We start from the raw sequence: 12,953 nt of genomic DNA, 5'->3' as shown, positions 1-12,953 counted from the left end.
ATGACCTTCGAACCGATGCCGGCCGCAACGCCGATGGTCCCACCCGTGCTGTACCTGCCCCTGAGCGTGACGTCGACGCCCGAGGAGCAGCTCGTCGAGATCCGGGAGTTGAAGGACGGGCGGCGTGCACTGCTCGCCTACACCGCCCTCGACCGGCTGCTGGAGCTCGCCGGCGAGCGGCAGCCCTGGGTGCTGGTGCGCACGGAGGACCTCGGTCAGATCAAGGAGGCGCAGCCCTACGACGTCGTGATCTTCGACCTCGACGTGCCCGCGTCCTACCGCCGGAACGGAGCCATCGCATGAGCCGCATCGCGATGGACCCGGAGGTGATGGCCGTCCACGCGGACATGCACGAGGAGGCGGTCGAGCTCATCGAGACGAAGCTCTCCGGCATTCCGACGGCCGTCGACGGCGGGCTCGCCTCCGACACGGTCGCCGCCATCATGCAGCGGGTGGGGGAGGGCGTCGACGCCCTGTACCGGATCAACGGCACCCTGGGCGAGATCGTCCGCGCCATCGCCGACGACGCGGAGACGAACGAGCAGGATGTGATCGACCAGCTCGACCCGGTCGCGGCCATCGTCGAGGACCTCTGATGACGATCGACACGACCACGTACGGCGACGCCGACCAGGTGCAGGCGGCCGCGGACTGGCTCGACCCCGATCTGAAGGACGCCGCGGACGTCTCCTCCAACGTCACGACCTTCATCCCGACCGGCGTGCGCGGGCACTGGTACGGCGAGTCGGCGGACGACTACGTCACGATCCTCTCGCGCACGACCGACGCCGCGAAGGAGATCAAGGACCTCGCCCGTGACGCCGCCGAGAAGCTCCGGTCGTACGCCGGGCAGCTGCGGCGCATGAAGGAGGACTTCGCGACGCACCGCGACAATGCGAGGGCGGCGGGACTCCCGGTCAACGGCATGATCATCGGCCGGCCGGTGTCCCTGATCCCGGTATGCCCCACCTCGCGGGACGACCCCTACTGGGACGAATGGCAGGAGCACCTCGACCGTATCGAGCTGTACAACGAGATCGCCGCCGACGTCGGCTCCTGGTGGGGCGAGCTCGAGGTCTGGATCAGCGAGAACCTCGACGGCTTCCTCGGGACCATGCCGAGCCAGTCCACGGCGGACAAGATCCTGTCCGGTCTGCGGGAGGCGAGCGGCGAGGTCCCGAAGATCTACCTCGAGGGCCAGGGCCTGGCGTGGGCGGAGACGGCGGCCGAGCTCACCTCCCACGCGGAGGATCTGCGTCTCGGAGCATCGGACTTCGTTCGCGAGCTGCGCTCCGGCAATCCCGCCGTCAAGGCCGCTGCCGAGGCCGCCAACCCCACCGGCATGCGGTGGGCGGCGGACGAGGCCGAGGATCTGGCCCGCGGGCTCTCTCGCGCGAGTCGGGCGGTGCCGTTCATCGGCTGGGGCGTCGACGCCTGGAACCTGGGCTCGGCGATGTCGTCGGGCGATGACCCCTCGTCCACAGCGGTGGAGATCATCGGCGGTGCGGCGGGTGGCGCGGCTGCGGCTGCCGGGGTCGCCGCGCTCGCGGCGGCCGGTGTCGTCACGCTCCCCGTGTGGGGCACGGCGGTCGTCGTCGGCGGGGCCGCGGTGGCGGTCGGTGCCGGTGCGGTGTGGGCGTACGAGAACTGGGTGCCGCAGGACGTCCGGGAGTCGATCGACGCCGGCATGGCGGATGCATGGGACGCCACGACGGACTTCGCGGAGGACGCCTGGGAGAACACGACCGACTTCGTGGGCGACGCGGGGCACAACATCGGCAAGGCGTGGAAGGGACTGTTCGGGTGACAGGTCAGCAGCAGTCGGCCTCTCCGGAGACGATCTGGGTACCCGGTCATCCGGGGTGGGACGGGCAGCAGCGCGCGACCACGGCGCTCACGGTGTTCGGCGTCGTGTTCGCCATCGTGGTCCTGCTGTTCAGCCTGATCCTGTTCGCCGATCCGGCCCCGGCGATGAAGGCACTGGGGATCGGTGTGCTCGCGGCCGTCGCCGTCGGCGTCTGGCTGATGGTGGCCCACGCCCGCGTCTCACGGGTCCGAGTCGTCCGGCCGGTCGTCGACGGTCCGGCGATCGCGTTCGGCGGGGCCGCTGGGATCGTCTGGCCGCTGCGCGCCCTCGCGCCGGTGGGGGCCCTGCTCCTCGCGGCGTGGGCATGGAGTATCTTCACGGTGCCCGCGGACCGACTGCCGCTCCTCACCCTGCTCCTCCTCCCGGTGGTCGCGCTGATCATGACGGTCGCCGGCATCCGGTCGTGGTTCCGGGCTCCCTCCGCCCATCGCCTGACGCTGCGCCCCGACGGGCTGCAGCTCCGGATCCCGCGCAACAACGTGGCCGTGGCATGGGAGGAGGTCGTCGGCGCCGGCGTGGAAGGCAACCGCGTAGTACTGCGGACGTCGACCGCTCAGCCGTCCTCGTGGGCGGCGGCCGATCTCGCCAGCGACCCTGTGCTCCTGGCCGAACTCGTCACCTTCTACGCGAACCGTCCCGACGTCCGTGCCGAGATCGGTGCGGGCACGCTCGCCCGCCTGCGGTCCGGCGAGTTCTAGGAAGACCTTTCCGTATACGCGAGGGTTCGACGGTGTGATCCTCGGGGGTCGTCGCCAGAGCGTCAATCCGTGAGGCGGAACTCGATGCTCGCGGTCTGTTCCGGGTCCTCGAATCGGATCGAGCCGGAGGTGAAATCGACTTGTAGGTCTGCGGGGTCGACGGGGAAGCCGTCGTTGGTGGCTTCGTCGAATCGTAGGACAAGCGGGTGGTCGACGGAGTAGGTTTCCCAGACACCGGAGCCGCGGAAGTCGTCTTGTGTGTCTCGGTGTTGGAGGGGATTGAACGAGGTGTCGGTCATGGTGAATGTGCCGTCGCGGTTGATTGTGAGGGTGCCGTTGTCGTCGCCGACCGCTTCCCAGACGCCGACGGGACAGGTGAGGGCTGGGCTGCAGCCCGTGAGGCTGAACATCGCGATGAGGACAAGCGCGGCTGATCGTAGGGTGCGTGGCGTTGAGCCTTGGCGGTGAGTCATGAATGTCAGTCCGTGAGGCGGAATTCGATGCTCGCGGTCTGTTCCGGGTCCTCGAAGCGGATCGTGCCGGACGTGAAGTCCGGTCGACGCGCAGTGGGCTCGATGGAGAATCCGTTGCTCGTGGCTTCGAGGAACCGCAGGATCACCTGATTGCCATCGCTTGATAGGCGCCAGGTTCCGGAACCGCGGAAGTCACGTGAGTCCAGATACCAGATGACGTCAAAGGAGGCTCCAGTGAGGGCGAACGTGCCGTCAGCGTTGATTGCGAGGGTGCCGGTGTCGTCGCCGACCGCTTCCCAGACGCCGATGGGAGAAGTGAGATTCGGGCCGGATGTGCAGGCAGCGAGGCCGAGCGTCAAGGCAAGGGTCATCGCAACGGCCGCGATTGCCGTGCGGGTGCGGAGGATGAATGTCATGGGTACACCGTTTCGGTCCAGACGATCGTCTGGTGCTGGGGCGAGAAGTCACCGCGTTCAGCGTAAGCCGACGTCATGGCGGTTCCGATGATGGGTAGGTGCGCGCCACCTGTGCCGGGGATGCGCGTTGCGGAGTCGATGGTCGTGTCGTTGTTGATGATGTATGTGACCGAGATACCGCCGTCTGGCTGCGGATCCCCAGCAAGGACCCGAAGCGCGTATGAACCGAGGAATGACTCGGGGAGATTCTGGCCTTGCAGTGGGGAGACGGGGATCCCGCTCGTGACGACGTTGAAGCCATCCTGCAGGAGGACCCACGGGTTGTCGCTGATGACCCGGTCGAGGTCGAGGGGTTCCCCGGCGGCTCTGAGGTCACCGCGTCGGAGAGCGTCGAGCACTTCGGCGCGAGCGCTGTTGATGTGGTCGCTGTGCATCAGGGTGTCGACGAAGGGATCGCCCGCCCCGAGAACGACGCCGCGCATGCCATCACGGCCAGTCCGGAAACTGTCGAGGAGTTCACCTACTCTCCCGTTGGCGAGTTCCCGTGGGCTCTTGCCGGACGGGCTCGCAGTGCAGTCGAGGCCTCCCCAGCCTTCCGCCGCGGTTCGGGCAAGCAGCTCTGCAAGAGTCCGATCCGCTTTCATACGCTCATCGGCAAGGCGGGCGAGTTCGTCGGCTGCGTCCTGCGCATCAATCGTCGCTTGCTGCTCGGCATCGAACCGCCGCGCGAGTCCCTCGGGGTCTGCGCCGAAGAGAGCCTCGCTGTGGACACCGTTGAGGATGAGCTCGGCGGCTTCGAGTCGGTGCTTCAGAGGTGCGGCTCTGCGAGCGATCTCGGCCACCGCATCAGCGTAGGCGAGGATCCCTTTGCCGGTGATCCGCATCGCCTCCTCGGAGGCCTCCAGACGGTCGTGGAACTCGAGGACGCGGGCGCGGAACGCATCGGCGCTCTTCCCGGTCCAGATGTCGTCGAGGTCGCGGAGGATGGTGGACACGGCTGATCTCGCGTCAGCGAGGTCCGACGCCTGCGTGTCCGTCCACTGCTTCGCCCTGTCGCACGCGGTCAGGTCGCCCGCGCCAGGGTCGAACCTCGTCCAGTTCGGCACTACCGGACTCCCAGCGCCTCGATGAAGGCCGTCACGGCATCGACGTGAGCCTGCTCCGTGGCGAGGAAATCTCGCGCCGTGTCGTCCACTCCGCTCGCCAGGCTTCGACTGGTGAGCGTGAGGACGCCATGCGCTTCGAACCACGCAGACACGAACATCTCCGCGCCGGATGAGACCAGGTCGCTGAGCGCTCCCGTGAGGTCGAATCGGTCGTCGAGACCGCTTTTGTCGTGCGAGATGTCATGGAGCGACCGCGCCATTCCGCGCATGCCGCCGAAATCGATGTGAAGACCGTTGCGCACTGTTCCCCCGGAGACCCCCGCCCCGGCTCCACGCTAACGGGGAAACGGACGGCGATGAAGAGAACCGGACGCTGTATATCGGTGGATCAGCGGGCGCCGGCGGCGTCGGCGAGATGACGCGCCTCGTGGCCGAGGACCTTCACGATGATCCCGTGTCGCCGGAGCTCGGCGACCGTGCGGGCGCCCTCCTCGGCATCGAGCCCGAGGGCCCGGATGTTCGCCACGACGACCACGTCTCCGGTCCGGAGCGTCGAGATGAGCCGCGCGAGGCGGTCGTTCCAGCTCTCCAGGATGTCCGGCGCCGGGTGACGGAAGCCCTCGATGGGCACGCCGAAGCGGGTGAGGTCGGCGCGCTGCTCGACGACCGACGGCATGCCCTCGCGGGCGACGACGAGGCCGACCAGGCGAGAGCCCGCGGGACGCGCGGTCCAGAAGTTGCGGTTCTGCTGCAGCTCCGTGAAGCACTTCGGGCACTTCGCTGCGTCGTGCGGGAGGTGGAGCGGACTCGTCAGCGCATCGTCGAGAGACGGTGTCGTGCCCGCCGGGTCCATCGTGTCGCTCATCCCGCACCTCCGCCCTCTATTCTGCCCTGCCGAGGTGTCCCGCGGCGACCGGATCAGAGCAGTCCGAGGGCACGGACCGCGTCCCGCTCCTCCACGAGCTCCGCGACCGAGGCGTCGATGCGCGCGCGGGCCCAGTCGTCGATCTCCAGGCCCTCCACGATGCGCCACTCGCCGTCGACGGACTGCACGGGGAACGAGGAGACGAGCCCCTCCGGAACGGCGTATTCTCCGCGCGAGACGACGGCGGCGGAGGTCCAGTCCTCGGTCCCGCGGACCCAGTCGCGCACATGGTCGATCGTCGCGCTCGCGGCGGAGGCGACGGAGGACGACCCGCGGACCTCGATGATCTCCGCGCCGCGCTTGGCGACCCGGGGGATGAACGTCTGATCCAGCCACGCCGGGACGTCGCCCACGATCCGTTCCAGGGCGTCCTGTACGGGCTTCCCGCCGACGGTCGCGTGCGACACGTCGGGGAACTGCGTGGCCGAGTGGTTGCCCCAGATGGGCACCCGCCGCACCGTGTGCACGGGGGCGCCGAGCGTCTGCGCGAGCTGGGCCCGTGCGCGGTTCTCGTCCAGCCGCGTGAGGGCGGTGAAGCGGTCGGCGGGCACGCCGTCGGCCGCCGCCGAGGCGATCAGGGCGTTCGTGTTGGCCGGGTTGCCCACCACGGTCACGCGGACGCCGGGGTCGGCGTTCGCGGCGATGGCGGCGCCCTGCGGCCCGAAGATGCCGCCGTTCGCGGCCAGCAGGTCGCCGCGCTCCATCCCGGGGCCGCGGGGGCGGGCGCCCACGAGCAAGGCGAGGTCGCAGCCGTCGAAGCCGACCGCGGCGTCGTCGGTCACCTCCACGTGCTCGAGCAGGTCGAAAGCGCCGTCCTGGAGCTCCAGCGCCGCACCCTCTGCCGCGCCGAGCCCCTGCGGGATCTCCAGCAGCCGCAGCCGTACCTTCTCATCCGGACCGAGCATGTCGCCGGCGGCGATGCGGAAGAGGAGCGCGTAGCCGATCTGTCCGCCCGCGCCGGTGATGGTGATCGTGGTGGCCATGTCACGAGCCTACGTCCGTCGCGGTGTCGGCGCGCGGAGTACCCTCGACGCATGACGTTCAATCCCGACGCCGACCTCTCCCGCAACACCACGCGCCGCCGCGGACGCACGGCGGCGATCGCGGGCGGCTCCGGCGTCGGAGTGCTCGCCCTCCTCGCCCTCATCGCCGGCCCTCTGCTGGGCATCGACCTGAGCGGACTCGTCGGCGGCGCGCCCGGGGGTGGGAGCGAGCCCGCCGGCGGTTCGGCCATCGAGAACTGCGACAGCGGCGCCGACGCGAACGCGAACGTCGACTGCCGCATGGCGGGCGCGCAGCTCGCGCTCGATGCCTTCTGGGAGGACAACGTGGAGGGGTACCAGGCTCCGCAGCTCATCGTCGTCGACGGAGCGACCTCCACGCAGTGCGGCACCGCCTCCAACGCGGTCGGCCCGTTCTACTGCCCGCCGGAGGAGACCGTCTACATCGACCCCACGTTCTTCCAGCTCATGCAGCAGCAGTTCGGGGCCTCGGCCGGGAACCTCGCGCAGCTCTACATCGTCGGGCACGAGTGGGGTCACCACATCCAGAACCTCCTCGGGGCGATGGAGCAGTACCCGAACAACGGGACGGGTCCCGGCAGCAACGGCGTGCGCATGGAGCTGCAGGCCGACTGCTACGCCGGCGGCTGGCTCGGCCGCGCGACCGAGCAGACCGACGCCGACGGGGATCCGTACCTCGAGAAGCCGACCGAGGCGCAGATCCGGGACGCCCTGAACGCGGCGTCGACCGTCGGCGACGATCACATCCAGGAGCAGTCCGGGCAGGTGAACCCGGAGACCTGGACCCACGGCTCCAGCGAGCAGCGTCAGCGCTGGTTCGCGGAGGGGTACCAGAACGGGCTCGATGCGTGCGAGCAGGTGTTCACCCTCCCCGCCGATCAGCTCGACCCGTAGACCCGGCGCTCCCGCCGTTGTCAGATAACGTGGACTCGGCAGGACCGCACGACCGGTTGGGGGACCGAACATGACGAACACCGAGGGGCTCTATCCGCCCATCGAGCCGCACGAGACCGGAGTGCTGCTCGTCGGCGACGGGCACCGTGTTGCCTGGGAGATCAGCGGCAACCCCGACGGCAAGCCCGTCGTGTTCCTCCACGGTGGCCCCGGCAGCGGCACCTCGCCGTGGCAGCGGCAGTTCTTCGACCCCGACGCCTACCGGATCATCCTGCTCGATCAGCGCGGATGCGGCCGGAGCACGCCGTCCGCGGCGGAGCCGGATGCCGATCTCCGGCACATCACCACCGCGCACCTCATCGCCGACCTCGAACTGCTGCGCAAGAATCTCGGCATCGAGACGTGGCAGGTGTTCGGCGGGTCCTGGGGCAGCGCCCTCGCGCTCGCCTACGCCCAGGCCCACCCGGATGTCGTCTCCGAGCTGATCCTGCGCGGCATCTTCACACTGCGTCGCGCCGAGCTCGAGTGGTTCTACGAGGGCGGGGCGGCGGCGCTGTTCCCCGACCTGTGGGAGGACTTCCTCGCGCCGATCCCGGTCCTGGAGCGCTCGCGGATGATCGAGGCGTATCACCGGCGGCTGTTCGATCCGGACCCGGCGGTCCACGAACCGGCGGCCCTCGCGTGGGCGGCCTGGGAGGCGGCGACCGTCACCCTGCGCCCCGACCCGGAGCAGATCGCGGCGATGGCGGATCCCCGCCGGGCCGTCGCTTTCGCACGCATCGAGAACCACTTCTTCGTGCACCGCGGCTGGTGGGCCGAGGGACAGCTGCTCGCGGGGATCGACGCCATCCGGCACATCCCGACCGTCATCGTGCAGGGCCGCCACGACGTGGTGACCCCGATGATGACCGCGTGGGATCTGCACCGTGCCTGGCCGGAGGCCGAGTTCCAGGTCATCGACGGCGCGGGGCACTCCGCCGCGGAGCCCGGCATCCGCGAGGCCCTGCGCGCGGCGACGGATCGGTTCCGCCCCGAGGCCTGACGTGTTCCTCCCTCAGGCGCGAAGCGCCCGGAGGAGGGTCTTGACCAGGCCGACCGTACCGCCGTCCGCGCGATGGCGGGTGAGGCCCTCGCTCACGGCGGCGCCGGTGCGGGAGGAGACGAACCACGGCGGCTTCGGGAGGATGGTCATCCGCCCGCCACCGTTCGCGACGGGAAGAGAGCGCGGGAATGGCCGGAAGGGGCCGCGCAGCACGGAGCGCTCCACCCGATCCAGGAGCAGGGCGTTGTGGACGACGCCGATGCCGCTGCCGACATCGTCGATCGTGCCGCCGGGGAAGGCGCCCCAGGTGAGGGTCGGGGTGATGAACCCGAAGGCGGTCCAGCCGTTGATCGCGATCGAGCCGTAGTGCAGGGCGGTGAGTGCGCGCTCGAACCCGCTGCCCAGCGCCTTCTCGGTCGCCGGATCGATGAGCAGGTTGGCGCCGAGCGTGCCCTGCAGCTTCTCGTTCGCGTGGGCGACCGCCGCGTCGAGGAACTCCTGCCCCGTGCCCGGCAGGCTCACCACGCCGAGGACCGGGGCGAAGTACTCCGTGCTCTCCAGGGCGGCCGGGTCGTCGTCGGCGTCGATCTCCACGAGGAGCCGGTCGCCGAGCACGAGGGCGTCCGGGTAGTCGTCTGCGGCGGTCTGCATGCGGGAGGGGGCGCCCGGGTACCAGATGGGCCGCTCCGGAGCGGTGGCGTAGGCGCGGCGCAGCGCGGCGCGGAAGTCGTCGGCCTGGTCCCAGTCGGCGGAGAGGATGACGACCTGCCCCGCGATGCAGTTGTGCCCGCTGTTCTGCAGGCGCATGGTCGCGATGTGCTCGGCCTGGTACGTGAGGTCGGCGGCCGTCCACTTCCCCGGCACGACGATGATGGGGGAGACCCCGCCGAGCTCCGCCGTGATGGGCTTCTTCAGCAGCGGCCGGTTCTCGCGACGGCGGCGCTTCGTCGCAGCTGACCCCTCACCGGAGGACGGCCCCCACACGATGGTGTCGAACGTCGCCGCCGAGCCGGTGATGTGCACGTGGGCGATGCCGGGGTGCTGGGTGAGGTAGGCGCCGGCGGCGGGGCCCCCGCGCACGATCCGCAGCAGTCCCGGCTCGATGAGCGGGGCGAGCGCGCGCTTGTAGACGGGGACCAGCGCATCCTGCGTGGGGTTCACCTTCAGCAGGGCGGTGCGGTTGTGGGCGAGGAGTTCGTACAGCACGTCCAGCACGGGGATGGAGGTCACGTTCCCGGCGCCGAGCACGAGTCCGACGCCGCCGGACACCGTCGGCGTGCGCTGTGCCAGACCGGCCTTCGCGCGGGCGGTGTTCGGCGTGGTCCCCGGTTCGAGCCAGACCTCGCCGGTGAAGCCGGACAGCAGGAACCGGTCGATGCCGCTGAGAGGGAAGGCGTGCACGCGGGCACGACCGCCGGGGGCCCGGTCGACCCGGATGCCGTCCAGCGGATTCGCGCCGTTCGCGATCCGGGTCAACGTGGCGATCGAGGCGTCGAGCGCCCCGAGGACGCTGTACGGGCCGCTCAGCCACTCCTCGCCGCGGAGCGGATGCCGCGCGTCCAGGCCCTTGGAGGCGGCGGCGATCGTCGCCCAGTCCTCCGCGGTCGCGGCGACGCTCGTGCGGACCTGCCGGAGCAGCGTCGCGCGCTGCGCCACGGTGAGCGCGGTCCACACCGCGGTCCCCGTCTGCAGCTCGGCGACGGCGGCGTCGAGCCGTTCCTTCTCGCCCTCGCCGAGAGCGGGGGTGGCGGGCGCGGTCGTGGGCGCAGAAGTCATCGGCGTCTCCTTCGAACGGGCTTTCAGCTTAGGCGTCCGCGCGGAGATCCGCCGAGTGCGAGAACGATCAGATGATCGAGAGCTCGCGCAGCTTCGACTCCACGTCGGCGTTCGATGGCTCGACGTGGTGCGAGGCATCGGGGTAGACCACGACGGGGATGTTCGTGCGGCCGGAGATGTCCTTCGCGATGTCCGCGGCGGCGGGGTCGGCGACCAGGTCGACGTAGGTGTACGCGACGCCGAGCTCGTCCAGCTGCTTCTTCGTGCGGATGCAGTCGCGGCACCAGTCGGCGCCGAACATCGTGATGGTGTCGGAGGCGGGGTTGGTCATGCCACCAGCCTACGTCCGTCGAAGAGGGGTGGCTCCGAAGAAGCCCGCCAGCGCTGCGGCGAGGGGCTCCGGCGCCTCTTCCGCCATGTGGTGGCCGCTGTCGATGCCGTGTCCCCGCACATCGTCGGCCCAGTCCCGCCAGATGTGGAGGGGGTCGCCGTACAGCTCCTCGAGGTCGTCGCGCTCCGACCAGAGCACGAGCGCGGGCATCGCGAGACGGTGCCCGGCGGCGCGGTCGGCCTCTTCGTGCGCGCGGTCGATCGTGAGGCCGGCGCGGTAGTCCTCCAGCATCGCGCGGACGACCGAGGGCTCCCGCACCGCGCGCAGGAACTCGGCGTGGTTCGCCGCGCCCATCGTCGTGGGGTCGGCCTTGGGGGCGTACCAGGCCTCCGGGTCCGCGCCGATGACCCGCTCCGGGATGTCGGGCTGAGCGAAGAAGAACCAGTGCCACCAGTGGGTGGCGAAGGTCGCATCACAGCGGTCCAGGTGCTCCGTGAGGGGCAGGCAGTCCAGGAGCGCCACCTGCTCGACGGCCTCGGGGTGGTCGAGTGCGAGGCGGAGCGCGACGTAGCTCCCCCGGTCGTGACCGACCAGGCGGAAGCGCTCGTGACCGAGCTGGCGGACGACGGTTCGGATGTCGCGGGCGACCGCGCGCTTCGAATGGGCCGAATGATCGGGGGTGGGCGCAGGGCCGCGAGAGCGCCCGTAACCTCGCAGGTCGGGGCAGATCACCGTGAAGCCCCGCTGGACGAGCAGCGGGGCCACCCGATGCCAGGTCGCCGAGGTGCGGGGATGACCGTGCAGGAGCACCACGGGCGGTCCGGAGCCACCGTGACGCACGAGGATGTCGGCTTCGTCGGTCGGGATCCGTGTGGTGGTGAAGCCGGGGAACAGGGTCTCGTCGTCGCTCATCGTCCGGGATCCGCTTCATCGGGCAGCTCCTCGACGGGGATGATCACGACGTCCTGCACCTTCCAATCCAGATCCGCGACGCCCTCGGACGCGGCGGTCAGGTCGGCCGTGCGGACACCACGATGATGCGGCACCACGAACGCCTCGATGTGGAACACCTGGCCCTGATCCCGCATGCGCACGGCGGCCTGATCCACCCAGGGGCGACTGCGCAGGTAGGAGACGACATCGCGGGCCAGCGGATGCGGCTCCGCGCTGTCGAAGGTGCGGGCCCGCTGGTCCATGAGGTCGACGATCGCCGTCTTCGTGTTGCGGAAACCGTCCCAGATGATCCCCAGGGAGATGAAGAGCGCCGCAACTCCGTCGAGCCACCATATACCCGCGCCGACGCCCAGCACCCCGACGATGGAGGCCACCGTCGTCTGCCAGTCGGCCTTGGCCATGTCGGCGTCGGCGTAGAGCAGCTTGTTGTGCAGGACCGGGGCGAGCTTGGCCTTGGCCGGACCGTAGAAGAACACCGGTCCGACGATCACGACGGCCATGACGGCGACCATGAGCCAGCCGAGCCAGATCGTCTGGCCGAACAGCTGCACCGTTCCGATGGTCGGATGCTCCCCGCGGAGGAGGCCGGTGACGGCCTCGACGGCGAGGTTCAGGCCGACCGCGAGGAGCGCGACACCGGCGACGAGGTGGCCGACGCCCATCGCGCGGTGGAGGCCATACGGATGCTTCCGGGTGGGGCGTCGCCGCACGAACAGGAGCGCAAGGAGGAAGGCGAACTGCGGGATGAGTGACAGCATGTCCTCGATCCACGCGGTGCGCATCGCCTGGGACTCGCCGACGACGAGCGCGATCACGGTGATCGTGATCGAGGTGTAGACGATCGTGAAGATCTCCCAGCGCGCGGCCTTCCGGGTCGCCTGCTGCTGTTCCGCGGGGAGCTCGGTACGGCCGAACTGCTTCGTCTCGGTCACCCGCCGACCTCCTCGTCGAGGGAGGTCTCGAGGGCCGAGAGGAAGGCGTTCTCGCCCAGGGGGACGAGCATGACGAGCTCCCGATCACCCGCGCCCTCGATGCCGGGATAGCCGCGGGTCACGCCCGCTCTGTCGATCCAGGGGGTGTCCGGTGTCAGTCCGCCGGCGACGAGATCGAGATCACCCGCCTCCAGCATGCCCACGAGGCTCTCCTCGGTCGCGATCGTCCAGGTGACGTCGGCGTCGAGGCTGGTGGCGAAGCCGTCGACGAGATCGACGACCGGCCCGCGGGGTCGGCCGCCGTCGAACTCGACGAGGCCGGGTTCTGGCGAGGTGCCGACCCGCAGCTCTCCGCCGCTGACGCGGTCCAGGGTGCCGTCCGGGTCTGCGGGGACTGTCGCGCCGCACCCGCTGAGCGCCGCGGCCACGACGAGGCCGACCAGTGCGCCCATCATGTACCGTCCGGCGGATGTCCGTCGAATCCTGTCACTGCTCACGGTCTCAGGATGGCGCGCAG

17 protein-coding genes are annotated in these 12,953 nt (G+C 70.0%); 6 read left to right on the top strand and 11 right to left on the bottom strand.

Annotation, left to right across the window (positions count from 1 at the left end; genetic code table 11):
• The 4 genes from CYL12_RS10400 to CYL12_RS10385 are packed head-to-tail and all read left to right on the top strand — an operon-like array spanning position 1 to position 2,565.
• Positions 1-303 carry an SAV_915 family protein gene (locus CYL12_RS10400; RefSeq protein ID WP_085604937.1) on the top strand — a complete coding sequence of 101 codons (303 nt, stop codon included), beginning with the start codon at positions 1-3 and terminating at the stop codon, positions 301-303.
• Positions 300-596 (top strand): hypothetical protein, encoded by a 297-nt coding sequence (locus CYL12_RS10395; RefSeq protein ID WP_062635420.1) that lies wholly within the window; start codon positions 300-302, stop codon positions 594-596. The genes CYL12_RS10400 and CYL12_RS10395 overlap by 4 nt, the downstream gene beginning before the upstream one ends.
• On the top strand, positions 596-1,807 hold the full coding sequence (locus CYL12_RS10390) for a hypothetical protein (protein WP_025104634.1): 1,212 nt from the start codon (positions 596-598) through the stop codon (positions 1,805-1,807). The genes CYL12_RS10395 and CYL12_RS10390 overlap by 1 nt, the downstream gene beginning before the upstream one ends.
• Positions 1,804-2,565, top strand: a complete 762-nt coding sequence (locus tag CYL12_RS10385; protein ID WP_101847536.1) for a hypothetical protein — start codon at positions 1,804-1,806, stop codon at positions 2,563-2,565. The genes CYL12_RS10390 and CYL12_RS10385 overlap by 4 nt, the downstream gene beginning before the upstream one ends.
• Positions 2,566-2,627: 62 nt before the next feature.
• Here CYL12_RS10385 and CYL12_RS10380 read toward each other — a convergent pair whose 3' ends face one another.
• From CYL12_RS10380 to CYL12_RS10355, 6 genes are all read right to left on the bottom strand, one after another.
• Entirely contained in the window at positions 2,628-2,975 is a 348-nt protein-coding gene (locus CYL12_RS10380) for a hypothetical protein (protein ID WP_101847535.1), read from the bottom strand.
• A gap of 68 nt (positions 2,976-3,043) precedes the next feature.
• The gene (locus CYL12_RS10375) at positions 3,044-3,454 is read right to left on the bottom strand and encodes a hypothetical protein (RefSeq protein ID WP_101847534.1); all 411 of its coding nucleotides are present in this window, start codon (positions 3,452-3,454) and stop codon (positions 3,044-3,046) included.
• Positions 3,451-4,560 (bottom strand): WXG100 family type VII secretion target, encoded by a 1,110-nt coding sequence (locus tag CYL12_RS10370; protein WP_101847533.1) that lies wholly within the window; start codon positions 4,558-4,560, stop codon positions 3,451-3,453. The genes CYL12_RS10375 and CYL12_RS10370 overlap by 4 nt, the downstream gene beginning before the upstream one ends.
• Positions 4,560-4,862 (bottom strand): hypothetical protein, encoded by a 303-nt coding sequence (locus CYL12_RS10365; RefSeq protein ID WP_101847532.1) that lies wholly within the window; start codon positions 4,860-4,862, stop codon positions 4,560-4,562. The genes CYL12_RS10370 and CYL12_RS10365 overlap by 1 nt, the downstream gene beginning before the upstream one ends.
• 86 nt (positions 4,863-4,948) lie before the next feature.
• On the bottom strand, positions 4,949-5,425 hold the full coding sequence (locus CYL12_RS10360; protein ID WP_101847531.1) for a recombinase family protein: 477 nt from the start codon (positions 5,423-5,425) through the stop codon (positions 4,949-4,951).
• 53 nt (positions 5,426-5,478) lie between these two features.
• Positions 5,479-6,468 (bottom strand): malate dehydrogenase, encoded by a 990-nt coding sequence (locus tag CYL12_RS10355; protein ID WP_101847530.1) that lies wholly within the window; start codon positions 6,466-6,468, stop codon positions 5,479-5,481.
• Between the two features lie 51 nt (positions 6,469-6,519).
• Here CYL12_RS10355 and CYL12_RS10350 point away from each other — a divergent pair, with 51 nt between their 5' ends.
• Positions 6,520-7,401 (top strand): KPN_02809 family neutral zinc metallopeptidase, encoded by an 882-nt coding sequence (locus CYL12_RS10350; RefSeq protein WP_101847529.1) that lies wholly within the window; start codon positions 6,520-6,522, stop codon positions 7,399-7,401.
• 70 nt (positions 7,402-7,471) lie between these two features.
• Entirely contained in the window at positions 7,472-8,443 is a 972-nt protein-coding gene (gene pip, locus CYL12_RS10345) for a prolyl aminopeptidase (RefSeq protein ID WP_101847528.1), read from the top strand.
• A 12-nt stretch (positions 8,444-8,455) separates the two neighbouring features.
• Here the strand turns inward: pip and CYL12_RS10340 are convergent, their stop codons facing one another.
• The 5 genes from CYL12_RS10340 to CYL12_RS10320 all read right to left on the bottom strand — a co-directional run bounded on the left by CYL12_RS10340 (position 8,456) and on the right by CYL12_RS10320 (position 12,933).
• Positions 8,456-10,219, bottom strand: a complete 1,764-nt coding sequence (locus tag CYL12_RS10340; RefSeq protein WP_101847527.1) for an aldehyde dehydrogenase family protein — start codon at positions 10,217-10,219, stop codon at positions 8,456-8,458.
• Between the two features lie 67 nt (positions 10,220-10,286).
• Positions 10,287-10,550, bottom strand: a complete 264-nt coding sequence (locus tag CYL12_RS10335) for a glutaredoxin family protein (protein ID WP_025104627.1) — start codon at positions 10,548-10,550, stop codon at positions 10,287-10,289.
• Positions 10,551-10,559: 9 nt separating this feature from the next.
• The gene (locus CYL12_RS10330) at positions 10,560-11,462 is read right to left on the bottom strand and encodes an alpha/beta fold hydrolase (RefSeq protein ID WP_101847526.1); all 903 of its coding nucleotides are present in this window, start codon (positions 11,460-11,462) and stop codon (positions 10,560-10,562) included.
• Complete coding sequence (locus tag CYL12_RS10325; RefSeq protein WP_101847525.1) at positions 11,459-12,436, bottom strand: cation transporter; 978 nt, start codon at positions 12,434-12,436, stop codon at positions 11,459-11,461. Before CYL12_RS10325 ends, CYL12_RS10330 begins: the two co-directional genes overlap by 4 nt.
• Positions 12,433-12,933, bottom strand: coding sequence for a type 2 periplasmic-binding domain-containing protein (locus CYL12_RS10320; RefSeq protein ID WP_233486709.1), 501 nt, complete (start codon positions 12,931-12,933; stop codon positions 12,433-12,435). The genes CYL12_RS10325 and CYL12_RS10320 overlap by 4 nt, the downstream gene beginning before the upstream one ends.
• Positions 12,934-12,953 lie beyond the last annotated feature (20 nt).

Source organism: Zhihengliuella sp. ISTPL4, assembly GCF_002848265.1.
Taxonomy (GTDB): Bacteria; Actinomycetota; Actinomycetes; order Actinomycetales; family Microbacteriaceae; genus Microbacterium.
Note: the sequence above shows the minus strand (reverse complement) of the source record. Positions and strands in the feature narration are given on the sequence as shown.